Annotated in this window: 24 protein-coding genes; all 24 read left to right on the top strand. The window is 32.5% G+C overall.

What is annotated here, in order from left to right:
• Nucleotides 1–118 precede the first annotated feature (118 nt).
• The 24 genes from dnaE to dprA all read left to right on the top strand — a co-directional run bounded on the left by dnaE (nt 119) and on the right by dprA (nt 25,355).
• Nucleotides 119–3,448: a DNA polymerase III subunit alpha gene (dnaE, locus tag AC0GLY_RS03365; protein WP_496612242.1), complete on the top strand. Its 3,330-nt coding sequence runs from the start codon at nt 119–121 to the stop codon at nt 3,446–3,448.
• Nucleotides 3,449–3,565: 117 nt separating this feature from the next.
• Nucleotides 3,566–5,326, top strand: a complete 1,761-nt coding sequence (gene pyk, locus AC0GLY_RS03370; protein ID WP_496612117.1) for a pyruvate kinase — start codon at nt 3,566–3,568, stop codon at nt 5,324–5,326.
• Between the two features lie 105 nt (nt 5,327–5,431).
• Nucleotides 5,432–6,295, top strand: a complete 864-nt coding sequence (locus AC0GLY_RS03375; RefSeq protein WP_496612118.1) for a CvfB family protein — start codon at nt 5,432–5,434, stop codon at nt 6,293–6,295.
• Nucleotides 6,296–6,305: 10 nt separating this feature from the next.
• Complete coding sequence (gene xerD, locus AC0GLY_RS03380) at nt 6,306–7,193, top strand: site-specific tyrosine recombinase XerD (protein WP_496612119.1); 888 nt, start codon at nt 6,306–6,308, stop codon at nt 7,191–7,193.
• Nucleotides 7,194–7,203: 10 nt separating this feature from the next.
• Nucleotides 7,204–7,566, top strand: a complete 363-nt coding sequence (locus tag AC0GLY_RS03385) for a riboflavin biosynthesis protein RibT (protein ID WP_496612120.1) — start codon at nt 7,204–7,206, stop codon at nt 7,564–7,566.
• On the top strand, nt 7,553–8,272 hold the full coding sequence (locus tag AC0GLY_RS03390) for a segregation and condensation protein A (protein WP_496612121.1): 720 nt from the start codon (nt 7,553–7,555) through the stop codon (nt 8,270–8,272). Before AC0GLY_RS03385 ends, AC0GLY_RS03390 begins: the two co-directional genes overlap by 14 nt.
• 3 nt (nt 8,273–8,275) lie before the next feature.
• The gene (gene scpB / locus AC0GLY_RS03395; RefSeq protein ID WP_496612122.1) at nt 8,276–8,851 is read left to right on the top strand and encodes an SMC-Scp complex subunit ScpB; all 576 of its coding nucleotides are present in this window, start codon (nt 8,276–8,278) and stop codon (nt 8,849–8,851) included.
• Nucleotides 8,844–9,575, top strand: a complete 732-nt coding sequence (locus AC0GLY_RS03400; RefSeq protein WP_496612123.1) for a pseudouridine synthase — start codon at nt 8,844–8,846, stop codon at nt 9,573–9,575. The genes scpB and AC0GLY_RS03400 overlap by 8 nt, the downstream gene beginning before the upstream one ends.
• A 20-nt stretch (nt 9,576–9,595) precedes the next feature.
• Nucleotides 9,596–10,639 carry a helix-turn-helix domain-containing protein gene (locus tag AC0GLY_RS03405; protein WP_496612124.1) on the top strand — a complete coding sequence of 348 codons (1,044 nt, stop codon included), beginning with the start codon at nt 9,596–9,598 and terminating at the stop codon, nt 10,637–10,639.
• Nucleotides 10,632–12,047, top strand: a complete 1,416-nt coding sequence (locus tag AC0GLY_RS03410; protein WP_496612125.1) for a RecQ family ATP-dependent DNA helicase — start codon at nt 10,632–10,634, stop codon at nt 12,045–12,047. The genes AC0GLY_RS03405 and AC0GLY_RS03410 overlap by 8 nt, the downstream gene beginning before the upstream one ends.
• 51 nt (nt 12,048–12,098) lie before the next feature.
• Nucleotides 12,099–12,716 carry a LysM peptidoglycan-binding domain-containing protein gene (locus tag AC0GLY_RS03415; RefSeq protein ID WP_496612126.1) on the top strand — a complete coding sequence of 206 codons (618 nt, stop codon included), beginning with the start codon at nt 12,099–12,101 and terminating at the stop codon, nt 12,714–12,716.
• Between the two features lie 21 nt (nt 12,717–12,737).
• Nucleotides 12,738–13,424, top strand: a complete 687-nt coding sequence (gene cmk, locus AC0GLY_RS03420; RefSeq protein ID WP_496612127.1) for a (d)CMP kinase — start codon at nt 12,738–12,740, stop codon at nt 13,422–13,424.
• 85 nt (nt 13,425–13,509) lie between these two features.
• Nucleotides 13,510–14,724: a 30S ribosomal protein S1 gene (gene rpsA, locus AC0GLY_RS03425; RefSeq protein ID WP_496612128.1), complete on the top strand. Its 1,215-nt coding sequence runs from the start codon at nt 13,510–13,512 to the stop codon at nt 14,722–14,724.
• A 64-nt stretch (nt 14,725–14,788) separates the two neighbouring features.
• On the top strand, nt 14,789–16,096 hold the full coding sequence (gene der, locus AC0GLY_RS03430) for a ribosome biogenesis GTPase Der (RefSeq protein WP_496612129.1): 1,308 nt from the start codon (nt 14,789–14,791) through the stop codon (nt 16,094–16,096).
• Between the two features lie 186 nt (nt 16,097–16,282).
• The gene (locus tag AC0GLY_RS03435) at nt 16,283–16,558 is read left to right on the top strand and encodes an HU family DNA-binding protein (RefSeq protein ID WP_014082025.1); all 276 of its coding nucleotides are present in this window, start codon (nt 16,283–16,285) and stop codon (nt 16,556–16,558) included.
• A gap of 65 nt (nt 16,559–16,623) precedes the next feature.
• Nucleotides 16,624–17,886: a tetratricopeptide repeat protein gene (locus AC0GLY_RS03440; RefSeq protein WP_496612130.1), complete on the top strand. Its 1,263-nt coding sequence runs from the start codon at nt 16,624–16,626 to the stop codon at nt 17,884–17,886.
• An 85-nt stretch (nt 17,887–17,971) separates the two neighbouring features.
• Complete coding sequence (locus AC0GLY_RS03445) at nt 17,972–19,183, top strand: CCA tRNA nucleotidyltransferase (RefSeq protein ID WP_496612131.1); 1,212 nt, start codon at nt 17,972–17,974, stop codon at nt 19,181–19,183.
• 7 nt (nt 19,184–19,190) lie between these two features.
• Nucleotides 19,191–21,092 (top strand): ABC-F family ATP-binding cassette domain-containing protein, encoded by a 1,902-nt coding sequence (locus AC0GLY_RS03450; RefSeq protein WP_496612132.1) that lies wholly within the window; start codon nt 19,191–19,193, stop codon nt 21,090–21,092.
• 18 nt (nt 21,093–21,110) lie between these two features.
• Nucleotides 21,111–22,061 (top strand): thymidylate synthase, encoded by a 951-nt coding sequence (locus tag AC0GLY_RS03455; RefSeq protein ID WP_496612133.1) that lies wholly within the window; start codon nt 21,111–21,113, stop codon nt 22,059–22,061.
• 12 nt (nt 22,062–22,073) lie between these two features.
• A complete protein-coding gene (locus AC0GLY_RS03460) occupies nt 22,074–22,565 on the top strand; it encodes a dihydrofolate reductase (protein ID WP_496612134.1) in 492 nt (163 codons plus the stop codon).
• An 11-nt stretch (nt 22,566–22,576) separates the two neighbouring features.
• Nucleotides 22,577–22,798 (top strand): YozE family protein, encoded by a 222-nt coding sequence (locus tag AC0GLY_RS03465; protein ID WP_496612135.1) that lies wholly within the window; start codon nt 22,577–22,579, stop codon nt 22,796–22,798.
• Nucleotides 22,799–22,808: 10 nt separating this feature from the next.
• Nucleotides 22,809–23,672 carry a ribosome biogenesis GTPase YlqF gene (ylqF, locus tag AC0GLY_RS03470; protein WP_496612136.1) on the top strand — a complete coding sequence of 288 codons (864 nt, stop codon included), beginning with the start codon at nt 22,809–22,811 and terminating at the stop codon, nt 23,670–23,672.
• A 2-nt stretch (nt 23,673–23,674) separates the two neighbouring features.
• Nucleotides 23,675–24,439: a ribonuclease HII gene (rnhB, locus tag AC0GLY_RS03475; RefSeq protein WP_496612137.1), complete on the top strand. Its 765-nt coding sequence runs from the start codon at nt 23,675–23,677 to the stop codon at nt 24,437–24,439.
• Nucleotides 24,440–24,479: 40 nt separating this feature from the next.
• A complete protein-coding gene (gene dprA / locus AC0GLY_RS03480) occupies nt 24,480–25,355 on the top strand; it encodes a DNA-processing protein DprA (protein ID WP_496612138.1) in 876 nt (291 codons plus the stop codon).
• Nucleotides 25,356–25,366: the final 11 nt, after the last annotated feature.

Consider the following 25,366-nt stretch of genomic DNA (forward strand, 5'->3'; position numbering starts at 1 on the left):
TCTCCTTACTTCACTAGTAGTTTATCACTATTATCAATAATTGCAATTAAGAGTTCTTAATTATTTAAATAAAGGGTTCTTTGTTATAATAAGAGCAAAAATGAAAGGTAGTGGAAAAATGACCTATGTCCCATTGCAAAATCTTAGTTCGTATAGTTTATTGCAAAGTCCAAATACGCTACCAAAATTACTTGCGACAGCCAAAGAGCGTGGATACGATTCATTAGCACTGACTGATAATAATGTAATGTATGGAGCTGTAGCTTTTTTTAAGGAGGCAGTTAAGCAAAAGATTAAGCCAATTATAGGATTAACTTTAACCGTTAAAGGCTCAATTTTGGTTGAACACAATTTTAAATTGGTTTTATTGGCTAAAAATAATCATGGATATCAAAATTTGATGAAAATTTCAACTCAAGTAATGACTAATGAAGATTTTCAACCATTTTCCGAATATAAATCTGACTTATCTGATTTATATGTATTATTACCAACTACTAGCGAAGTTCATAATTTAGTTAATTATGGAAAATTAAATCAAGCGCAACAAGTTTTAGAACAATTTGAAAATATCGTAGATCGTGATTCTTTAAAAATTGGGATTCCTTTAAATATTGATAAGTTGACAGATTTCCAAGAATTATCTCAAAATACTAAAGTTAAAATGATGGCTTTAAATGAAGTTGATTATTTAAAAGCAAGTGAATTTTTCAACACACAGGTCTTAAAGTCTATTGATAATGGGAATGTGATTGATAATCCAGAAAATCAAAAGCAGAACTTAGGTAATAATTGGTTAGAGAGCAAAAGCGAAGTAGAACGTAAATATAAAAAGCTAGGGCTAGAGAATATTTTAGATGAAAATCACATTGTAATGAAACATTGTGATGTACAAATTAAAAAGAAAACTCCGCATTTACCAAAATTTAAAACGCCTAATTCTGAAACCTCTGCTGCATATTTATCTGAATTATGTTTGAGAGGATTACAAAAAAGATTAGATAAAACTGATTCAAACTATCAGGTTTATCTAACTCGACTCAAACATGAATTAGAGGTCATTAATCGAATGGGATTTGATGACTACTTTTTAATTGTATGGGATGTAATTAATTATGCTCATCAACATGATATTTTAACAGGGCCAGGAAGGGGTTCTGCGGCTGGATCAATTGTTGCCTATACATTGTATATTACAGATGTCGATCCAATTAAATATGATTTGCTATTTGAGCGATTTTTAAATGAAGAACGGGCTCAAATGCCAGATATTGATATGGATATTCCTGATGATAAACGTGACCAAATTTTGAATTATGTTCATAATAAATATGGTGATGATCGAGTTGCTCAAATAATTACCTTTGGAACTTTGGGTGCAAAACAATCAATTCGAGATGTAGGACGTGTTTTTGGGATGACTCCTATGGAGATGGATAAATGGAGTAAAGCCATTCCAACACATTTACACGAAACTTTGAATAGAGCATTAGATGAGTCTCAAAGTTTAAAAAATTTAATTTCTGATCAATCAATTAATCAATTATTATTTAAAACAGCAACGGAATTAGAAGGATTACCTCGCCATTATTCTACTCATGCAGCTGGATTGATTTTGAGTGATTATCCAATTGTTGAAAAAGCTCCATTACAACGAGGAAATGAAGGACTATTGATGACACAATATTCTAAGTATTATGTTGAAGATGTAGGACTATTAAAAATTGATTTTTTAGGACTTCGTAATTTATCAATTATGGCTAATATTCTTAAAATGGTGCAACAAACCAATCCTAACTTTGATATTACTAAAATTAATTTAAATGATGCAAAGACTCTTCAGTTATTTCAAGAAGGTAAAACTAATGGAGTTTTCCAATTTGAATCGACTGGGATTAAAAATGTTTTACGTAAAATGCATCCAACTAGTTTTGATCTGATTGCGGCCGTTAATGCCTTATATCGTCCAGGTCCAATGGAAAATATAGATTTGTTTATCAACCGAAAAAATCATCCTGATAAAGTCCATTATCCAAACTCAGCGATTGAGAAAATTTTAAAACCAACGTTTGGAATTATCGTTTACCAAGAACAAGTTATGCAATTAGCGTCTACTATGGCAGGTTTTACATTAGCTCAGGCCGATGTTTTACGTCGTGCCATGAGCAAAAAACATAAAAATGAAATGGAAAATATGAAAGATAGCTTTTTAGTAGGGGCAATTAATAAGGGATATTCAAAGGAAATCGCGGAAACAACGTTTGATTACATCGAAAGATTTGCAGGATATGGATTTAATAAGTCTCATGCATTTGCATATACCAAAATGGCATTTGAACTAGCATACTTAAAGGCTCATTATCCTGGCCCATTTTATACGGCGTTATTTAATTCAGTTTTAGGCAATAAACTTAAAATTAAAACTTATGTCCAAGAAGCTCGAGATGCGAACATTAAAGTTGAAGGACCTGATATTAATATGAGCCAACCTGATTTTGGATATGTAAATGGAAAAATTAGGTTTGGTTTTAGTGTAATTAAAGGAGTCCGATCTGACTTTATTAAAGCAATTATTGCAGAAAGAGAAACTAATGGTGACTATCAAGGATTGAATGACTTTATTAATCGCATTCCAGAAAAATATCGTAAGAATGACCAATTATTAGCTCTGGTTTATGCAGGTTGTTTTGATGCATTTGAATATAATCGTCGAGAAATGGTTGAAGCAATCCCTAAACTAATTAGTTCTTCAGATATTCCTGATAGTTTATTTTCAGATATTCCTGGAATGGAAATTAAGATTCAAAGAAAAACAGATTTTCCTGATTGGCAAAAAATTAATTTTGAAAATGAGTACTTAGGCACTTTTTTATCAGGTCATCCAGTTGAAAGATATCGGAATTTGCAACAACAATCACATTCTCTCAATACTACTGAGCTAGTTGCAGGTCAAACGAACATTAATTCAATTTTATTGGTTAACCATGTTAAAACAATTAGAACAAAAAAGGGACAACAAATGGCATTTGTGACAGCTAGCGATCAGTTTGGAAGTGTTGATATAACAGTTTTTCCAAATGTGTTTTCTTTGATTAAAGAATGGTTAAAGCCTAATCTAATAATTAAAGTAACTGGTGATGTTCAAAATCGACGTGGTTTACAAATTGTTGCTGATAAACTTGAAATTGCAGCGAATGTTGTTCATAAAGCAAATCAAAAGTCACAAAAAATATATCTTCGAATTGATGAAAAACATGATTCAAAAGCTACTATTAATCAATTAAAAGAGATTTTAAACAAATATAATGGGGAAAACCCGGTAACTTTATATCAAGAAAAGTTAAAAAAGTATACCCTTTTACCCAAAAAATACAACGTTACTATTTATGACGAGTTAATTAAGAAACTCCAAAAATTATTAGGTAAATTGAATGTTGTTGTAAAATAGATTTCGAGATTTGATACAGACAACTTTTTATAAAAGTGTTACAATAACTTTGAAATCTAATTAATTAGGCAAGTTAATCACTGCTTAATTTTACACAAGAAGGAGAGGTTTTAACTTATGAAGAGAACAAAAATCGTAAGTACACTTGGACCTGCTGCTAATGATGTAGATACTATTTCTGCACTATTAAATTCAGGTGCCAATGTTTTTCGTTTCAACTTTTCACACGGGGATCATGAAGAACATTTATCACGTATGAATATGGTGAAAGAAGCTGAAAAGAAAACTGGTAAGCTCGCTGGTATTTTACTTGATACTAAAGGTGCTGAAATCAGAACTACTAAAGAAGTAGATGGTGAAATCCAATTTAAGATTGGTGATAAGTTCAGAATTTCGATGGACGATAGCCTTGAAGGTACTAAAGAAAAAATTGCTGTCACTTATCCAGGCTTATACGATGATGTTAAAGTTGGTGGACATGTATTATTTGATGATGGTTTAGTTGATGCTAAAGTTATCGATAAGGACGCCAAGAACCGCGAATTAGTTTGTGAAATTATGAATAATGGTGTCCTTGGTTCACGTAAAGGTGTTAATGCACCTGGTGTATCAATTAACTTACCAGGAATCACTGAAAAAGATTCCGATGATATTCGTTTTGGTTGTGAACATGGAATTAATTATATTGCTGCTTCATTTGTTCGTAAACCTCAAGATATCCTAGATATTCGGGCTTTATTAGAAGAAAAGAACATGACTGATGTTCAAGTATTTCCTAAAATTGAATCTCAAGAAGGTATTGATAACTTCCCAGAAATCTTAAAAGTTTCAGATGGTTTAATGATTGCTCGTGGAGACATGGGTGTTGAAATTCCACCAGAAAATGTTCCTACTGCACAAAAACGTCTTATTAAAATGTGTAACGAAGTTGGTAAACCAGTTATTACCGCTACTCAAATGTTAGACTCAATGCAAGAAGAACCTCGTCCAACTCGTGCTGAAGTATCTGATGTTGCTAACGCTGTTTATGATGGTACGGATGCAACTATGCTTTCAGGTGAAAGTGCTCATGGTGATTATCCAGTTGAATCTGTTGCAATGATGGCTCGGATTGACGAAGTTTCTGATGATCATTTCCAAGAATTTGGAACTCCACGTCCAGTATTTAAAGACAGTGATGTTACAGAAGCTCTTGGTGAATCAGTTGCTCGCATTGCTAAGGATATGGACATTCAAACCATTGTTTGTGCAACTGGTTCAGGCTACACTGCACGTATGATTGCCAAGTATCATCCTAATGCTAATATTTTAGCACTTACCTTTGATGATCGTGTACGTCGTGGTTTAACTGTGAACTATGCTGTTAATCCAGTTCTTGTTAAGAAACCAGAAACAGCTGATGAAATGGTTAATCTTGCCATGGCTAAAGCAGTTGAAACTGGCTTAGCTAAAGAAGGTGAACAAATTATCATTCTTACTGGTGTTCCATTGGGTGATGAAGGTACTACTAACACAATTCGTGTTCAATTGATTGGGACTAAGTTAGCCCAAGGTCAAGGTATTGGCGATCAAGTTGTGATTGGAAAAGCCGTTGTCGCTGATGATGCTAAATCAGCAAATGATAACACGGTTGATGGCAGTGTTTTAGTAGTTAAGGATACTAATAAAACTTACTTGCCAGCTATGAAGAAAGCTAGCGCAATTGTTGTTGAAGATGGTGGATTAACTTCATATGCAGCAGTCGTTGGAATTTCATTAAATATTCCTGTAATTGTTGCTGCAAAAGATGCTACTAAAAACATCAAAGATGGTGCATTAATTACTGTCGATGCTCGTCGTGGTATGGTTTATGCAGGTAATCAATCAAAAAATGCTTAATTTGATTTAACTTTAGAAAGACGTCCGATTTTTGTCGGAGGTCTTTTTTATTTGCTATAATAAAGATATTAGATATCTATAATGATAGAATGGTTGGTGGTTTTTATGAATGAAGATAACGGTAAAATGGTTACTGGAATGGTAACAGACGAAAATGAAAAGGAATACTTTGTTCAAAAAGATGGGATTACATACTCCTTAGATAAAAGTGAATTAAAAAAACCACTTAAAATTGGTAGTAAATTTTCCGGTTTTGCGTACGAAAATGAAAAGCACACTCAAATAATTACCCGAGAAATTCCTGAAGTTGGCATTGATAGTTATGCATGGGGAAAAGTAGTGGGAACTAAATTTGGATTAGGTGTATTTGTTGATATTGGATTAAAAGATAAGGATATTGCAGTGTCAATGGATGATTTGCCCGATATGAAATCTTTGTGGCCAGATGTCGGAGATAGTTTGATGATTGCACTCAAACAGGACAATAAAGGACGTTTGTGGGGAGAAATAGCAGATGATAAAGTTTTTAAAGCTATTTCACAGCCAGCTAATGATCCTAAATTGAAAAATCGTGATGTGACTTGTTGGGTAATTAATACTAAAAAAATGGGAACTCAAGTCATAACTGATCATTATAATTTGGGATTTATTGATAAATCAGAGCAAGAACAGGAACCACGCCTGGGTGAAAAATTAACTGCTCGAGTAATTGGGATTCGTCCGAATAAGACTTTTTATTTATCACTACGACCTCGAGCTTATGAATCAATTGGTGAAGATGCAGAAATGATTAAACGGATTCTTGAAATGAAACCAGATAATTTTTTACCATATAATGATAAAAGTAATCCTGATGAAATTAAAAATTACTTTGGGATAAGTAAAGGACAATTTAAACGTGCTTTAGGGAACTTGTTAAAAAATAAAATAATCCAAAAAGAAGAGAATGGAATTTCATTAACCAAATAGTGGAGATATAATGCACAATCAAATTAATGATTATTTACATTACTTATTAGTAGAACGTGGCTTATCTGATAATACAATTAAAAGTTATCAGCAAGACTTAAATCAATTTAAAAGTTACTTGGAAGAACATCATTATGAAAGCTTTGCTGGGATTGATCAATACACTATTTTGAGTTATTTAGAATTTGAAAAAAATGCGGGTAAGGCCCGCAATTCAATTATTAGATCAGTTTCCACTTTGCGAAAGTTTTTTAAATATTTAAAACAGTTTAACCAAATTGAAGAAAATCCCATGAATCGAATTGATACTCCTAAAAAAGGTTCACATTTACCAGCTGTTTTAAATGATAATGAAGTAGCAAGCTTAATGAAAGTTCCTGATGTAACAAATAAATACGGGATACGGGATCGTACAATGCTTGAAGTTTTATATGCAACTGGATTACGAGTTTCAGAATTAGTTAATTTAAAATTAGCTGATTTACATTTAGAAATGAACTTAATTCAAACGATTGGTAAAGGGGATAAAGAAAGAATTGTTCCAATTGATGATGTTGCCATTAACTGGTTGAACAAGTATCTTCAACAGGTTCGTCCCCTTTTATTGAAAAAAAGAAACTCAAAGTACGTATTTCTCAATGCACACGGGACTGGAATTAGTCGTCAAAGTGTTTGGAAGAAAATTAAAGGTTATGTTGCAGCAGCTAACATTCATAAAACGGTAACACCACATACATTGAGACATACCTTTGCTACACATTTATTAGAAAATGGGGCTGATTTACGTACTGTTCAAGAATTATTGGGACATTCTGATATTTCTACGACGCAGATTTATACCCATGTATCACATGAACATTTGCGTGCCGAATATCGTAAGTATCATCCCAGAGCATAGGAGAAGTATTATGTTATATCGCTATCAAAAAGAGCATGAAAAAATTGTATTGGGAATCTTATCGTTATCTCAGGATCAAAGTAATTTAGAATATTTAAAACAGGAAGTTGATTGGTATTGTACAACTGAAAGTCGTAATCTTTTTATCTGGAAGGATCAATTTAATAATTGGGCTGGAGTAATTGGAGTTGAAGAAAAACAAGGATTTGTTTTGTTACGTCGGATTACCTTAACTCCAGATGTGAATACAATGTTTAATGTTTTTCATATTTTGGATAATTTACAAAAAATTTATCCTAATAAACAAATTATTGGAACTTTAACAAATAAAAATATTATTACTAAATGGGAGCGTAATAATGAACAACGATGAAATTAAAATTCATCTAAATGATTTTGATGGGCCGCTCGAACTTTTATTACATTTGATAAAACAAGCTAAAATGGATATTTATGATATTGATATTAAGGATATTACTTCACAATATGTTGATTCATTGCATAAAATGAAAAAATTAAACATCGAAATTGCAGGAGAATTTTTTGTAATGGCTGCTAATTTAATGAAAATTAAGTCACAAATGCTTTTAGCTGAAGAAACTGAGCAAGAAACTGAAGAAGATCCACGTGAAGATTTGGTTACTCAATTAATTGAATATAAAAAATATAAACGTGCCGCTACGGTTTTAAAACAAAAAGAACGTGAACGACAACATTTTCATTCTCGAACTCTTTATTTAAATCGTAATGAAATATCAATCAAAAATAATGAATTTCAGGTTGATTTATTGCAAAATGCTTGGGAAAAAATAATGCGTCGTCAATCTTTGAAACAGGATATTCCGGTTGAAAAAATTGAAGAGTGGGAATATGAAATTCCCCAACAGATGGAAGTAATTAAAAGTAAATTAAAGCATAGTTTATACCATGAAATTAAATTTTTAGAGCTATTTAATAATTATGCTCCACTTGAAGAACTGATTACTGATTTCTTGGCGTTGCTAACTTTAGTTAAACAAAAATCAGTTTTAGTTAGACAGGAAAATTTGAATGATGACATTATATTAAAGGGTGTTTAAGCGATGTTAATTAAAGAAATTGAAGCGCTAATTTATGTTTCTGGAGACAAGGGAGTTTCACTGAAGGAATTGGAAGACCTAACTAGTGCATCTAAGTCAGCAATTCGTGAAAATATCATTAAACTGCAAAGTAAGTATGAAAAGCATAAGTCAGCTTTAAAAATTATCCAAAATGGTGATCTTTTTCAATTGGTTACTAGATCTGAATACAACAGTTTGATCCAAAAGTATACGAAAAGCGATGAGAGTTTGCTAAGTCAAGCAGCATTAGAAACTTTAACAATTATTGCATATAAACAACCATTAACGAGAATTATGGTAGATGATGTTCGTGGAATTAACAGTTCTGTTTCAATTCGCAATTTACTAAATTTAGGTTTAATTAAAATTCAAGGTAAATCTGATGAACCAGGTAATCCAGACCTCTATGAAACGACTGACTTATTTTTAAAGGCATTTGGGTTAACTACCCTTAGTCAATTACCTGAATTAAAAGAAAATGAAGCATTTGACCAAAATAAGACAGAAATTTTTAACCAGAAAATTGGTTTATTAGAAAATGAGGTAAGCAATGAGTGATAGACTACAAAAAGTAATGGCGCATGCGGGAGTTGCATCTCGTCGTGCTTGTGAAAAATTAATTGAAACAGGACATGTTCGGGTAAATGGAAAGGTGGTTAACACCTTAGGCATAAAAGTTAATGTTGATGATCAAATTGAAGTTGATCATACTCCAATTCAAAGGGAAGAACTAGTTTATTTTGTTCTAAATAAACCTCGAGGAGTAATTACTTCGTCAGATGATGAAAAAGATCGAAAAACCGTTTTAGATTTTTTTAAACATAAGGTTTCTGAAAGAATTTATCCAGTAGGACGTCTAGATTATGATACTAGTGGAGTATTGCTATTAACTAATGATGGATCGCTTGACTTTAAATTAACTCATCCCAAACATCAAGTAGATAAAGTTTATATTGCAAAAGTAGATGGAATACCAGATGAAAAAAATCTTAACCAACTTCGTAAGGGGGTTAAGCTAGAGCGTAATTTGAAAAGTGCTCCAGCCGAAGCTCGGGTAATTAAAAAAGTTGGGGAAGAAGAGGGAAATTCTTTAGTTGAATTAACTATTCATGAAGGGCGTAATCATGAGGTTAAAAAAATGATGAGTGCTGTCGGTCATCCGGTGGAAAAGTTAAAACGAATTTCTTTTGCCGGAATCACACTTGATAATTTAGAAGTTGGTCAATGGCGTCCCTTAAGAAAACGTGAGATTAGAGATTTGTTTGAATTAGTAGATGATTAGGAAATGAGCTGATGTAATCAATGAAGCTTAATGATGAACTAACATTATTATTACTAGATACTAAACAGCCAAGAAGAAAAAGATTATTGGAGAACCTTTTAGTAGGTAAAAAAACCGTTGCTACGATTTATTGGTCTTTAAGATATCAGCTTTTGGGATATTTAGGTTTAGGTCGTTATTTAGGTATCATTAAATTAGATTTTGGTAATTTAGTGAAGCAACATTTAGTGCAAAGTAAAGACAACCAAACTTATACTTTAACTGAAAGAGGATTAAAGCTAAAAACTAAATTTCTAAAACAACATTCACTTTTTAACTGGCAACATAATTTTCAAAAAATTAATTTTATGAAGTTCAAAGCTCGAATATTACTTTTTATTCAAGTTATCTCTGAGTACCAACACCACCAACGTAAATATTATCCTGTAGATGTTCCAGATAGTGAAATGAATTTTGTTAAAAATTATTTTAACAAGATTGATAAAGCAACGGTCAGTCATATCTTAAAAAAAGAATTGTTTGAATTTTTGGGTGGTATTAAAAATAAACAGTCTGCAGATTTGTTTGCTAATGAATTAGTGGGATTTCAAAATAATGGTAAAACTTTATTTCAACTTTCATCAGAATTTGATGAGCCATTAATTAGTGTTTATTTAGACGATCTTGAAATGATTAGTAAATTGATTGATTTTATTAAGAATAACCAATCAAACTCAATTCTTGCACCCCTATTAAACGGATTAAAGCGACCGATAATCAGTGAGAGTGCTCTTTTGACTTTAAAACAATATCTAGTTAGTCATAATTTAGTTAAAGTAGCAAAAATACGACATTTAAAGGAATCAACAATTTCTGAACATTTATTAGAAGTAGCAATTTACTTTCCACTCAATAAGTTTCCTTATACTGATTTTATTAACCTTGAATTAATTGAAAAATTAAAGGGGCAATTAGGAAATCAGATTGATGATTGGAAATATGAAGATTTAACTCTTAAAGATGTATCTTTTTTCCAATTTCGCCTTACAGAAATTTATCTAACCAAATTAGAAGTAGGTGAATAATATCAATATTAAACAAATATTAAAAAATCAATTTGGCTTTACTAATTTTCATCCAGGACAGGAAGAAACGTTACAAAATCTGCAGTCAGGTAAAAACGTTTTATCTGTTTTACCTACTGGGGCAGGCAAAAGCTTAATTTATCAACTTTATAGTTATGTAGTAAATAAACCAATTGTAATTGTTTCTCCACTATTGTCATTAATGAACGACCAAGTTGAAAGAATTCGATATCAAGGTTCAGCTAAGGTAGTAGCGCTTAACTCCAATTATAACTGGAAAGAACGTCAGTTTATTTTAGCTAATATTAGAAGTTATCGATATATTTTTGTTTCCCCTGAAATGTTGAATCAAACAGATGTACTTCAAACTTTTACAAGATTAGACATTGGGTTATTTGTCATTGATGAAGCACATTGTATTTCTAAATGGGGAGTTGATTTTAGACCTGATTATTTGAGCTTGAATAATAATTTAAAAAAGTTAGGTAACCCACAAACATTAATGTTAACGGCAACTGCTTCCAAAAAGGTTCAAATTGATATTATTGAAAAATTGGGAATTAATAATTATGAAAGGGTAATTGAATCAGTTAATCGGCCGAATATTTTTTTAGGAGTACATCAAACTGAGACAGAACTAGATAAACAATCATACTTATTAGAGATATTATCTAAATTAAAAGGACCAGGGATTATTTACTTTTCTAGTAAGCGAATGGCAAACTTAATGTCAGATTTAATTAATAATAAAACTAACCTTAAGGCAGCTCCTTATCATGCGGACTTAAATAGTGAAGATCGCTTTAAAGTTCAACATCAATTTATGGATAATGAATTAAATGTAATTTGTGCTACTAATGCTTTTGGAATGGGAATTGACAAACCAGACATTAAATTTGTTATTCACTATCACCTACCACAAGATTTAGAAAGTTATATGCAAGAAATTGGACGAGCTGGCAGAAACGGTCAGCCAAGTATTGCCATGTTATTATATTCAATTGGTGACGAACAAATCACATATAATTTAATTGAAAATTCATTGCCTACTAATCGTGATTATCAAAATTATGCAGTTCATAAGTTTAGTTACATTGATGATCAAGTTAAAAAGTTGCTAGATTTTTATTATCATAATGGATATTCAGAAAAACAAATAAAAGCAATTTTTAAAGCAGACGTTAATTTAAAACTTAAAGAATTAAATAAAATGATTGATTACATTAATTGTGATGGATGTCGAAGAAAATTTTTATTAACTAATTTTGACGAGAACTTTAGTAGTCATAATAAAGACTGTTGTAATATTCAACAGTCTGAAATTAACTTAAAGCCTTATGAATATAACGTTACAAATCATGTCCATGAAAGATATGATTGGGAAAAAATTATTAATCAATTATTTTAAGAATTTAAAATGATATAATTAAAATAAAATTTATTTGGAGGATTAAACTGTATGGGTAAAAACGAAGATAAAAAACCATGGGATGATTCTTTCTCTAATGATCGTAATCAAGAAGGTAATCTTTCTAGGGTAGAACTAAGAAGACAAAAGGGAAATTTTAAGCTGATTTTAGCTGTTTTAATTTCAATTATAGCTTTGATTGCAATTTTTTCTTTGGCTTTTGGGATGTCAAAACAAAGTAGTGTTGACCAAAGTCATACTGATGCAAAAAAAACGACGAAAAAAATTGCCAAACCAAAAAAGAAGACAGAGAAAGCTAAAAGCCACAAAAAATCAACCAAACAGACCATGTCTGCTAGTGATTCAAGCAATACTAAACAAACAAATCCAAGCAATTCAGCAACATCTGGCATTAATTCAACTCCTGTTAATTCAAATGAAGCGTCAACCACCGCTAATACAAACGAAACTTCGAACACTGTTAATTCAAATGAATCTTCAACAATTAAAGATTCTAGTGCGGATGCTCAATATATTACAGTTACGCAAAGTGAAGGAATTTATCGAGTCGCTAAAAATGCTGGAATTACGGTTAGTCAGCTTCAAGCTTTAAATGGTTTAAACGACAATAGTGTAGTTTCACCAGGACAAAAATTAAGAATCAAATAAAAAAATATAGGGATTGATAAAATGCACAAAAATGGATTACAAGTAGCGATTGATGGACCTGCTTCTGCTGGGAAAAGTACGGTAGCTAAAATTGTAGCTAAAAAGTTCAATTATATTTATGTTGATACTGGAGCCATGTATCGGTCGATTACTTATAAGGCTATCCAAAAACAGATTAACTTAAATGATGAAAATAAAATTGTAGAATTGTTACATAAAACAAAAATAACCTTTACTCCAGGAAATCCGGTACAACATGTTTTTGTTGATGGTGAAGAAGTAACTGAAAAGATTAGATCTGAAAAGGTTACGAATAATGTTTCAACGGTTGCTGCTTTACCACTAATTCGTCGTGATTTAGTCAAACGACAGCAAGAAATTGCTCGTAATGGTGGGGTAGTGATGGATGGAAGAGATATTGGAACTACGGTATTACCAAATGCTGATCTTAAAGTTTTTTTGATTGCTAGCGTAGAGGAACGTGCTGAACGACGATACTTAGAAAATCAAAAAAAAGGAATTGATGTTAGTTTAGCAGAATTAAAGAAAGAAATTGAGATTCGCGATTATAAAGATTCACACCGAACAGTTTCGCCACTAAAAAAAGCATCTGATGCAGTTGAAATTGATACAACATCATTATCAATTAATCAAGTTGCTGATGAAATTTCATTTTTAATTACAGCAAAAATAAAAAATAAAAATTAATTATTATAACAGTGTTATTTTACTGGTATTTTTTATCTATTTAAGATAAAATGTTATTAGAGTAGTTTCAAGGAGGAAATGTTTGATGAGTGAAAATGAAAACAAACAATTATTAGATGCACTTGATAATATTAAAGAAGTCAATGTAGGTGACGTTGTTACTGGTGAAATTTTGGCCGTAGATAATGATTCACAATTAATGGTAGGAATCGATGGCGCCGGTGTTGAAGGTGTTATTCCAAGCAAAGAAGTTTCTGCTACCATGGAAGATACTCCAACTGATAAATATAAAGTTGGGGACAGTGTTAAAGTTGTCGTAATTTCAAAAATTGGTGATGATAAAGAAGGTGGAAGTTACCTTCTTTCAATTCGTCGTCTCGAAGCATTAAAAGTTTGGGATGAAATTAAAGAAAAAGCTGATAAAGACGAAACTATTAATGTTAAAGTTACTCGTCCAGTACGAGGTGGTTTAGTAGTTAATGCAGATGGTGTTCGTGGTTTTATTCCAGCATCAATGATTACTGATCATTTTGTTAGCGATTTAAATCAATACAAAGGTGCAGAATTAGAAGTTAAGATTATTGAAGTTGTTCCTGAAGATAATCGTTTAATTCTTTCACATCGTGCCGTTGCTGAAAAGGATCGTAAAGAAGCAAGAGAAAAAATTATGGGTAACCTTGAAGTTGGCGATGTTGTTGAAGGTAAAGTGGCTCGTTTAACTAATTTTGGTGCTTTTGTTGATCTTGGCGGAATTGATGGATTAGTCCATGTTTCTGAAATTTCTTACGATCATGTAAGTAAACCAAGTGATGTACTAAAAGTTGGGGAAGATGTTAAAGTTAAAGTTTTAGCAATCGAACCAGAGCGTGATAGAATTTCATTATCAATCAAACAATTACAACCAGGTCCTTGGGACGATATCGAAGAAAAAGCTGCCGTTGGTAGTGTACTAGACGGAACAGTAAAACGTCTTGTTGACTTTGGTGCATTCGTTGAAGTTTTCCCAGGTGTTGAAGGGTTAGTTCACATCTCACAAATTTCACACAAGCATATTGACAAGCCAAGCGATGTACTTAAATCTGGACAAAAGATTCAAGTTAAAGTTCTTTCAGTTGATCCTGAAGAACATCGTTTAGCTTTATCAATGAAAGCCTTGGAAGAAGCTCCTAAAGAAGATAACAAGAAGGCTCCTAAAAACAATGTAGATGATAATTCAACTACTAACGCACCCGAAGAAGAAAGTGGTTTCACTTTAGGTGATATTTTAGGTAAAGACATTGATAACGATTCAGAAGAATAGTTTTTCATAAAAAATCCTTCATTAATTTGAGGGATTTTTTATTTTAGAAGGAGAGGTGAATAATATGGTACAACCTACTGTTGCAATTGTTGGTCGCCCTAATGTTGGTAAATCAACAATTTTTAATCGAATCGCTGGACAACGAATTTCAATTGTCGAGGACACTCCAGGTGTTACAAGGGATCGAATTTATTCTCATGGTGAGTGGTTAGGACATAATTTTAATTTAATTGATACTGGTGGAATTGAGGTTTCAGACCAACCATTTATTAAACAAATTACTGCCCAAGCTGAAATTGCTATTGATGAAGCAGATGTGATTATTTTTATGGTAAATGGTCGTCAAGGAATTACTGATGCCGATGAACGTGTTGCACAAATTTTATATCGGTCTAATAAACCTGTAGTTTTAGCAGTAAATAAAATTGATAATTTCGAGAGTCGGGCAGATATTTATGACTTTTATTCTTTAGGCTTTGGTGATCCATATCCAATTTCAGGAGCTCATGGTCTTGGATTAGGTGATTTATTGGATGAAGTAATTAAAAGCTTTCCTGAAGCACCTGAGGAGGAAAAAGACGACAGTATCCGATTTAGTTTGATTGGTCGTCCTAATGTTGGTAAATCTTCATTAGTTAATGCTTTCTTAGGCGATAATCGTGTAATTGTTTCTGATGTTGCTGGAACGACACGTGATGCTATTGATTCCAAATTTGTACATGATGGGCAAGAGTTTACAATTGTTGATACTGCGGGAATTAGAAAACGTGGTAAGGTTTATGAAAAAACCGAGAAATATAGTGTAATGCGGGCAATGAAAGCTATTGATGAAAGTGATGTAGTTTTAGTCGTGCTTAATGCTGAAGAAGGAATCAGAGAACAGGATAAAAGAGTTGCTGGATATGCCCATGAAGCTGGGAGAGGAATTATTATTGTTGTTAATAAATGGGATACTCTTAAAAAAGATAATCACAGTCAACAACAATTTGAAGCCGCTATTCGAGCAGAATTTCAATATCTTGCTTATGCACCAATTGTTTTTGTTTCTGCAAAAACGAAACAGCGTCTGGCACAGTTGCCCAATTTAATTGAAAAAGTTAATACAAATCATAAAAAACGAATTAGTTCCTCCGCACTTAATGAAGTTATTATGGATGCTGTGGCGATGACTCCAACTCCAACCATTAAAACCAGGAAACTTAGAATTTATTACGCTACTCAAGTAGCAACCCAACCACCAGTAATTGTGTTATTTGTAAATGATCCGGAATTATTACATTTTTCATATCGTCGATATTTGGAAAATCAAATTCGTAAAAACTTTGATTTTACAGGTACTCCAATTAAAATAATCCCAAGAAGTCGAAAATAATAATCTTCTAAACTAAAAAAATCAGAATAGTTGAAATAATTCATTGCAATAGCGTTGCAATCGTATTTTTGGTGTGATATCTTTAAGTACGAGATATTCTTTTGATTATTTCATAGTTCCGATACATACATTTAGGAGCTTACAAGTTGATGTTCATTTGAACATTTATCAGGAGGTGAATCACTCATGGCCAACAAAGCAGAATTAGTAGATGATGTTGCAAAAACAACTGGTTTAACTAAGAAGGATGCTACTGCAGCTTTAGATGCTGTATTTGAAGCAATCCAAGATCAACTTGCTAAAGGCGAACGTGTTCAATTAATCGGTTTTGGTAGTTTCGAAGTACGTCAACGTGCTGCCCGTAAAGGACGTAACCCACAAACTGGTAAGGAAATTGAAATCCCTGCAAGTAAAGTACCTGCCTTTAAACCTGGTAAAGCTTTAAAGGATGCTGTTAAATAATTTTGACAGTTAAGACCAGTTCGCATATGCGAACTGGTCTTTTTATTAGAAAAGAGGATTGTTGGATGAGTAATTCAGAAAAAGCACTAGAATCATTACAAAACAATGATTTAAGTGCATATCAAGAACATTTTAAAAATGCTTTAGAACAAGATAATGATGATCTACTCTTTTCATTAGCAGAAGAATTATATTCATTAGGTTTTTCTGATGATGCTTTAAAAATTTATCGTCAATTATTAAAAAAATATCCTGATGAAGATGAGATTAGAACTTATATTGCTGATATCTTAATTGCCAATGATGATACTGATGGAGCTTTAGAAGTCTTAAGTGAAATTAAACCTGATTCAAGTTATTACGTCAATGCTTTAATGGTGGAAGCAGATTTATATCAAACTCAAGACTTATTTGTAGTTAGTGAACATAAACTTTTAGAAGCAGAAAAATTAGCTCCTGATGAGCCAATTATCAAATTTGCTTTAGCAGAACTTTATTATTCCGAAGGTAAGTATGAGAATGCTATTAAAATTTATCTTAGTCTTATTAAACAAGGTCAATTGTCAATTTCAAATGTTAATCTAGTTGAAAGATTAGGGGTGTGTTATGCCCATGTTGGAAACTTTGAAAATGCAATTGGATACTTAGAACAAATTAAGCCAATTGATATGACTCCAGCAGTTTTATTTGAAACTGGGTTTACCTACTTACAATTAGGTAATTATGCGAAAGCAATTGAATTATTTGAAATGCTAAGAGATGCTGATAATCAATATGCTTCTTTGTATATTTATTTAGGTGAAGCATTTGAAAAAGATGATAAGCCTGAGGACGCTTTACGTACTTATCAAGAAGGATTAGGTATTGATGAATACAATGTTACTTTGTACCTTAAAGCGGCTGATATCGCTGCTAAGCTAGGTAAAATTGAATTAACAACTAATTACCTTGAAAAAGGAAATCAGGTTAATCCAGATAATATGGAAGTGGTCACTAAGTTATCAGAACTTTATCTTAAAAACGGAAAGTTTGAAAAAGACGTTGATTTCTTAGCTACTTATCTTGCAGATAATAATCTAGTTCCCCAATTATATTGGGATTTAGCAATTGCTTATGACCACTTGGACGAATTTAAACAAGCCAGTGAAAACTATCAAAAAGCGGCTGCTGATTTGAAAGATAATCCTGATTTTTTGAAAAATTATATTTTATTTTTACGTGAGAATGGTAAAGTTAATGAAACAATTGGTTTGTTAAAAAAGTATGTTAAATTGGTTCCAGATGATGAAGAAATGGTTTACATGCTTGATGATTTAGAAAAGCAATAAATTAAAAAAACAACCTAAATAATATATTTGGGTTGTTTTTTTAAGGTATAATTAATTTAATCTATTAATGAAAGAGGGCTATAAAATGAAAATTAAAAATTTGCCGTCAGAGTTTACTGACGCCAGAGAAGTCCTTCAAGTAATTGAACAAAACGGTTTTGAAGCATATTTTGTAGGTGGTAGCGTGCGTGATACATTGTTGAATTTGCCTATTCATGATGTTGATATGGCGACCTCTGCTTATCCAGCAGAAATTAAAAAAATCTTTAAGCGGACGATTGATACTGGGATTGAACATGGAACGGTAACTGTAATGTTTGATCATCGTGGATTTGAAATTACGACCTTTAGAACTGAAAGTGGTTATCAAGACTTTCGCCGACCAGATCAAGTAACTTTCATTAGATCTTTAAGTGAAGATTTAAAACGGCGTGATTTTACCATTAACGCTTTTGCTATGAAGGAAAATGGTGAAGTCATTGATCTGTTTAATGGTATGGATGATTTAACGCATCACTTAATTCGGGCTGTGGGAGATGCCAATCAACGGTTTAACGAAGATGCTTTGCGCATGATGCGTGCCGTTCGGTTTGGTAGTCAATTAAACTTTGAAATTGAAGCAAAAACCTTTGCAGCAATTAAAGCAAATGCTCAATTACTTGAAAAAATTTCCATTGAGCGAATTAATGTAGAATTCATTAAAATGATGCTAGGAATTTCACCTTCCCGCGGATTAAAGGAAATTTTAGCAACTAATTTATTTAAATATGTTCCTTTTTTTAATCGTTACCTTCCTGAATTAAAGCAACTTGCTAATTTAAATTTGAATAATCGTTTAATTAATGAAATTCAAGTTTGGGCTCTTTTATCGATTGAACTAAACTTAAAAAAAACTCAAATTAAACAAATGATGAAGTCCTGGAAATGTTCTAATAAAATGATTGATAATGTCTTCCAAGTGGTTCAAGGAATTAAAATGTTGCAAGAAAAACAATTAAGTCCCTGGATAATTTACCAAATTGGATTAGAAAATCTTTTGAATGCTAATCACGTTATTTCAATTTATGATAAATCACAACCTGATGATGTTATAAAAAATGCTTTTGAAAAATTGCCAATTAAACAAAAAGCAGAACTGAACGTGAATGGTGGAATTTTGATAAAAAATGGTTTTCGACCTGGTCCCCAACTAGGGAAAATACTATCAGATTTAGAATTAATGGTAATTAATGGTAAAATCGAGAATAATCAAGCAATTTTAATTAAACAAGCACAAACGTTAGCAAACGAAAATTGAGGCAAATATGGTAGAAACTTTACGAGCAGAAAAATTAACAAAAACTTATGGTGAAAAGGTACTGTTTAAAGACCTTGATTTTATTATTAATGAAAATGACCGAATTGGTTTAATTGGGACTAATGGCAGTGGAAAATCTTCTTTGTTGAATGCCATTGCTGGAACCGATCATGATTTCACAGGTAACATTATTACTTCTAAAGCTTATCGCATTGGGTATTTGCAGCAACATCCCGATTTGCCAGAAGATATGACTGTGATGGAATCGGTTTTTGCAGGGAATCAAAAAGTCTTTAAAATTATTAGACATTACGAAAATGCTTTAAATGATTATTCCAATCATCCAGATAACCAAGAGTTTGAACGGCGTTATTTATCAGCTGAAGCTAAAATGAATGAAGACGATGCTTGGAATACGGAAAGTCGAGTTAAGACAATTTTAACGCAGCTCAAGATTACCGATGTTGATCAAAAAATTGGAACCATGTCAGGTGGCCAGCAAAAGCGGGTGGGATTAGCCCAGGTATTAATTCAATCTCCCAATTTATTGCTACTTGATGAACCAACTAATCATTTAGATTTTGATTCAATCGAATGGTTGGAACAATATCTCTCTAATTATAGAGGGGCCTTAATCGTTGTAACCCATGATCGATATTTCTTAGATCAAGTTTCAAACCATATCTGGGAATTATCGTTTGGTGGCTTATATGAATATCCAGGTAACTATCAAACCTACGTGACCAAAAAAGCAGAATTAGTTGATGAACAATTAGCTACAAGTCATAAAGAACAACAATTATATAAACAAGAGCTTAAATGGATGAAAACGGGTGCCAAAGCTCGTTCAACTAAGCAAAATGCTAGAATTGAGCGTTTTAATCAGCTGGAAGACAAAGTCAAAGAAGGGACTCCCCTTGATGGTGAACTAGATATTGCGATGGGACAACAGCGACTTGGTAAAAAAGTAATTGAAATTAATCATGTTGATCTTGAAATTGAAAATAAGCCAATTCTTCGTGACTTTAGTATGTTAATTCAAAATGGACAGCGAATTGGAATTAGTGGTGAAAATGGGGCCGGCAAGTCCTCTCTCTTGAACGCAATTGCAGGTCTAATACCAATTCAAGCAGGATCAATTGAAATTGGTGAAACGGTTAAAATGGCCTATTATACACAACAAATGGAATCCATTCCTGAAGATAAACGGGTGATTAGCTATTTAACTGATATTGGCCAAAATGTGGTTGATGCAGATGGTAATAAGATTAGTGTCACAAACCTATTAGAACAGTTTTTATTTCCGAAGTTTATGCATGGAACTTTAATTCGGAAGCTTTCTGGTGGGGAAAAACGTCGGCTTTATCTTTTAAAATTATTGATGGAACAGCCCAATGTGTTGTTATTAGATGAGCCAACTAATAATTTAGATATTGCAACATTGACGGTTTTAGAGGATTATATTAAACACTTTAATGGAACAACCATCACGGTTTCTCATGATCGATACTTTCTTAATAAGGTTGCTGATCGACTTTTGATTTTTGAAGGAAATACAAAAATTGAAAGATATGATGGGATTTTTACCGATTATCTTAGCAGCAAGAAAGATGTTAAGAAATCGGTTGAACATCAACCAAAAAAAGCAAAACAAGCTGAAAATGAAGCCTCTAATACAACTAAGCAAGCAAAAAAGAAACTTACCTATGCTGAAAAAATTGAATTTGCCGGTATTGAAGAAAAAATTGAAAAGAACGAAAATGAAATTAAACATGTTACCGAAGAAATGCAAAATAATGGTGAAGATTATAATAAACTAGCCGAGTTACAACGAAAATTAGATGATTTAAACCAAGCAGCTGATGACTTAGTAGCCCGTTGGGAATATTTAAGTGAATTTGCTGAATAATAACTAGGAGATTTTTTAATGTTAGAAGACGAATATTTAAATTTAGCACGGTTTGTGTTAGAAAACGGACACAAGAAGGAAGACCGAACTGGAACTGGAACCATTAGTTATTTTGGTCAACAAATGCGCTTTGATTTATCAAAGGGGTTTCCGCTATTAACCACTAAGAGTGTTCCTTTTCGATTAATTAAAAGTGAATTGTTGTGGTTTTTAAGAGGTGATACTAACATTGCTTACTTGTTGAAAAATAATAATCATATTTGGGATGAATGGGCTTTTGAACGTTGGGTTAATTCAGCAGAGTATACTGGCCCGGATATGACTGATTTCGGACTTAGAGCTCAAAAAGATCCAGAATTTCAAAAACAATATCTTGCCCAAAAACAATTATTTTGCCAAATGATTCTTGAAGATGAAGAGTTTGCTAAAAAATTTGGTGATTTAGGTTTAGTTTATGGTAGTCAATGGAGAAAATGGAAAACTAGTACCGGGAAGACCATTGATCAAATTAAAAAGGTCATTGAGACGATTAAAACGAATCCTAATTCACGCCGGATGATTGTGTCTGCTTGGAATCCAGAAGATGTTGATGATATGGCGTTACCCCCTTGTCATACAATGTTTCAATTTTATGTCAATGACGGTAAATTGAGTTGTCAACTTTATCAACGTAGCGCTGATATCTTTTTAGGCGTTCCTTTTAACATTGCTAGTTATGCTTTATTGACTAGTTTAATTGCCAAAGAATGTGGATTAGAAACCGGTGATTTTGTGCATACCTTAGGTGACGCTCACATTTATCTAAATCACGTTGATCAAATTAAAGAACAACTTTCTAGAAAACCATTTCAAGCACCTAAGCTATGGCTTAATCCTGATAAGGAAAGTATTTTTGATTACGATATGGATGACATTAAAGTTGAAGGATATAAACATCATAGTGCCATTAAGGGTGCTGTCGCTGTTTAAGAAGGAGTTAACATGTTAGCATTTATTTGGGCAGAGTCAGCCAATAAAGTAATTGGTAAAGATGGAAAGCTTCCTTGGCATATTGCCGATGATATGGCTTTTTTTAAGGAAACCACGCTTAATCATCAAATTGTTTGTGGGAATACCACTTTTAAAAGCTTTGGCCGTCCATTACCACACCGAAAAAATTTAGTTTTAACTCATCGATCTGCTTCTGAATTTCCAGAAAATGTTACCGTTTTTAACTCAACGGATGAGCTTTTACGATATACAAATAAATTTCCAAATGAAATGATTTTTGTTGTTGGTGGAAGAGCAGTTTATCAGGAGTTATTACCATATACTGATTATTTGTATCGCACAAAAATTAATAAAAACGTTGATGGTGATACCAAAATGATTGAGATTAACTATTCTGATTTTAAGCTAATTAAAGAAATTCCAGGGGCAGAGAATCCAGAGTTCCCTCATCATTTTGAAATTTATCAACGAACAACTAAGTAAAGGTATTACTCATGAGAAAAAGTTTTTATGAATATTTAATGACTGAAAGAAATCCGAATAGTTATGATGAAGTTGCTCAGTTTGCTAACAATGCTTTTTTTGATACACAATTTCCAAAACAATCAGATAATTTTGAAATTATTTCAAAATATCTGGAAGAAAATGCTGGTTATTTGCCAAGCATGACGATTTTTGATGAAGCATGGCAAAAATATTTAGCTTACTTAGATTAAGGGGGAAATTATGAAAAGTAACATTCAATGGTTTCCAGGTCATATGGCCAAAGCCATTCGTCAATTTGAAGAAAATATTAAGTTAGTTGATATTGTCTTTGAATTAGTGGACGCGCGAATTCCCTATACTTCAATTAATCCAGAAGTAAAAAGAATCAGTCGTGACAAACCACGGTTAATGATTTTAACGAAGGCTGATTTAGCTGATCCCATAATGACAAAAAAGTGGATTGAATACTTTAAGTCACAAGGAATTAGAGCGATTGCAGTTGATTCGAAAGTTAATGGAGTTCGGAAAAAAATTGAAAATATTGCGGATGGTATTTTAAAAAAATATTTAAATGCTAAAGCAGAAAAAGGTTATGACCGAAAGGCTTTGAAAGCAATTTGTGTTGGAGTCCCTAATGTGGGGAAGTCGACATTGCTTAATCAACTAGTTAGTAAGCGAGCAGCACAAGTTGGAAATCGTCCAGGAGTAACTAAAGGACAGCAATGGTTAACTTCAAATGGAAAGCTAGTTTTATTAGATACTCCTGGAATTTTATGGCCAAAGTTTCAATCACAAGAAATTGCAGAAAAGTTAGCACTAACTGGAGCTATCCGAGAAAGTTCTTTTCATAGTGATGATGTAGCGTTATTTGCGTTAGCTTTTTTTAAGCATAATCATCGTGATGAGTTAAAGAACCGTTATCATTTAAATGAGGCCGATTTTGAATTAAGTAATCCCGATTTATTACTTAAAATTACCGCTAATTTGGGAATGCGTGATGATTACGAACGGGCTTCAGAACGAATTATTAATGATGTTCGTAAGGGGAAACTAGGTCGTTATACATTAGATTTTCCCGATAAAATTGAAGCTGAAGGTAAATAGCCTTGAATATCAAAGAAATTAAAACATCATTTATGCGAGTCCATGATTTTCATGACCCGCTTTTTGCGTTGTATAAAAGTGATGAACGAAAGGGTGTTCAAACTATCATCCGCCAAACCCAACAACGTATAGATAGGGAACAATCCCAATTAGCTGACTTTGTTAAAAGATTTGAAATTGAAAAGCAATTTTGGCAACAAGGATTTAATCAAATTGCAGGAATTGATGAAGTTGGTCGTGGTCCGTTAGCAGGACCAGTTGTTGCTGCAGCAGTAATTTTGCCACATGATTTTAAGCTACTTGAAGTTAATGATTCTAAACAATTAACTGATAAGAAACGGCGTGAATTAGCTAAAATTATTAAGCAACAAGCAATTAGTTTTTCCTGTGCAGTTATTGATAATCATGTAATTGATGAAGTTAACATTTATCAAGCCACCCGAATTGCCATGAAAGAAGCCGTTGAAAGTTTAAATATCAAACCACAGCAGTTATTGATTGATGCTATGGACGTTGAAATGAAAATTCCTCAATTAAAGTTAATTAAGGGCGATGCCAAATCAAATTCTATTGCGGCTGCTAGTATTTTAGCAAAGGTAACCCGTGATGATTTGATGATTAAGTATCATCAGCAATATCCAGAATATGATTTTTGCCATAATGATGGTTATGGAACCAAAAAACATTTATTAGCGTTGAAAACTTATGGGGCAACTCCAATTCATCGAAAGACTTTTGCACCAGTTAGAGATTTAATCCAAAAATAGGCTAATTACGTATCTATTCAAAAATGGAGCGTATTATTTAATGGATAAGAGAATTTTATTGTTAAGAATTAAGTTGTGTCCTGGAATTGGATTAAAGGGTGAAAATTTAGCATTTCAATGGTTACAATGTGAAGATGTTAGTAAATTAGATATCGAAGAAGTTCATTCTATGATTATTAATTTACTGAGGGAACAGCGTTTAAGTTATCAGAAATTTGCCGTTTCTTTTTTAAGCAGTGAAGTTACCATCATGGTTAATCATGCGATACGCAAAAACTGGATAACAATTTTTGACAAAATTTATCCACAACAATTAAAGGAAATGTATCTTCCACCAATTATTTTATTTTATGCAGGTAATTTAGAATTACTAAGTGAGGCTAATCTTTTAGGTGTAGTGGGATCTCGTAAATGTTCCAAATATGCAGTTCAAGCGATGAAAAAGATTTTTAGTCAAACGGTGATTAACTATTACGTAATTGTTTCTGGTTTAGCTGAAGGGGTTGATACTTTAGGCCATCAAATTGCCTTAGCTAATCATGGGAAAACGATTGCGGTTTTAGGAACGGGACTAGACTGTTTTTATCCTCGGAATAACCAGGGAATTCAACTAGATTTAATGAAACATAATTTAGTTTTGAGTGAATATAATTATGGAATAGGTCCTCGGAAACATCATTTTGTTGAACGAAATCGAATTATTGCAGGGTTATCGCAAAAGTTATTAGTTGTTGAAGCACGACTTAAATCAGGCTCGTTAATTACTGCGAGTTTAGCTTTACAAAATAATCGAGATATTTTAGCAGTTCCAGGTAATGTAAATAGTCACTATTCAGCGGGTTCAAACGAATTAATTGCGGCAGGTTGTCAACCCTGTCTTGATGAAAGAGATGTTTTAGGGCGCATTGTTATTTGACAGTATAAAAA

This window comes from Fructilactobacillus sp. YLN 2507 (genome assembly GCF_059614085.1).

Excerpts from the sequence above, each read along its gene's own strand:
- dnaE (WP_496612242.1), top strand. The coding sequence starts at position 119 with ATGACCTATGTCCCATTGCAAAATCTTAGTTCGTATAGTTTATTGCAA.
- pyk (WP_496612117.1), top strand. The coding sequence starts at position 3,566 with ATGAAGAGAACAAAAATCGTAAGTACACTTGGACCTGCTGCTAATGAT.
- AC0GLY_RS03375 (WP_496612118.1), top strand. The coding sequence starts at position 5,432 with ATGAATGAAGATAACGGTAAAATGGTTACTGGAATGGTAACAGACGAA.
- xerD (WP_496612119.1), top strand. The coding sequence starts at position 6,306 with ATGCACAATCAAATTAATGATTATTTACATTACTTATTAGTAGAACGT.
- AC0GLY_RS03385 (WP_496612120.1), top strand. The coding sequence starts at position 7,204 with ATGTTATATCGCTATCAAAAAGAGCATGAAAAAATTGTATTGGGAATC.
- AC0GLY_RS03390 (WP_496612121.1), top strand. The coding sequence starts at position 7,553 with ATGAACAACGATGAAATTAAAATTCATCTAAATGATTTTGATGGGCCG.
- scpB (WP_496612122.1), top strand. The coding sequence starts at position 8,276 with ATGTTAATTAAAGAAATTGAAGCGCTAATTTATGTTTCTGGAGACAAG.
- AC0GLY_RS03400 (WP_496612123.1), top strand. The coding sequence starts at position 8,844 with ATGAGTGATAGACTACAAAAAGTAATGGCGCATGCGGGAGTTGCATCT.
- AC0GLY_RS03405 (WP_496612124.1), top strand. The coding sequence starts at position 9,596 with ATGAAGCTTAATGATGAACTAACATTATTATTACTAGATACTAAACAG.
- AC0GLY_RS03415 (WP_496612126.1), top strand. The coding sequence starts at position 12,099 with ATGGGTAAAAACGAAGATAAAAAACCATGGGATGATTCTTTCTCTAAT.
- cmk (WP_496612127.1), top strand. The coding sequence starts at position 12,738 with ATGCACAAAAATGGATTACAAGTAGCGATTGATGGACCTGCTTCTGCT.
- rpsA (WP_496612128.1), top strand. The coding sequence starts at position 13,510 with ATGAGTGAAAATGAAAACAAACAATTATTAGATGCACTTGATAATATT.
- der (WP_496612129.1), top strand. The coding sequence starts at position 14,789 with ATGGTACAACCTACTGTTGCAATTGTTGGTCGCCCTAATGTTGGTAAA.
- AC0GLY_RS03435 (WP_014082025.1), top strand. The coding sequence starts at position 16,283 with ATGGCCAACAAAGCAGAATTAGTAGATGATGTTGCAAAAACAACTGGT.
- AC0GLY_RS03440 (WP_496612130.1), top strand. The coding sequence starts at position 16,624 with ATGAGTAATTCAGAAAAAGCACTAGAATCATTACAAAACAATGATTTA.
- AC0GLY_RS03445 (WP_496612131.1), top strand. The coding sequence starts at position 17,972 with ATGAAAATTAAAAATTTGCCGTCAGAGTTTACTGACGCCAGAGAAGTC.
- AC0GLY_RS03450 (WP_496612132.1), top strand. The coding sequence starts at position 19,191 with ATGGTAGAAACTTTACGAGCAGAAAAATTAACAAAAACTTATGGTGAA.
- AC0GLY_RS03455 (WP_496612133.1), top strand. The coding sequence starts at position 21,111 with ATGTTAGAAGACGAATATTTAAATTTAGCACGGTTTGTGTTAGAAAAC.
- AC0GLY_RS03460 (WP_496612134.1), top strand. The coding sequence starts at position 22,074 with ATGTTAGCATTTATTTGGGCAGAGTCAGCCAATAAAGTAATTGGTAAA.
- AC0GLY_RS03465 (WP_496612135.1), top strand. The coding sequence starts at position 22,577 with ATGAGAAAAAGTTTTTATGAATATTTAATGACTGAAAGAAATCCGAAT.
- ylqF (WP_496612136.1), top strand. The coding sequence starts at position 22,809 with ATGAAAAGTAACATTCAATGGTTTCCAGGTCATATGGCCAAAGCCATT.
- dprA (WP_496612138.1), top strand. The coding sequence starts at position 24,480 with ATGGATAAGAGAATTTTATTGTTAAGAATTAAGTTGTGTCCTGGAATT.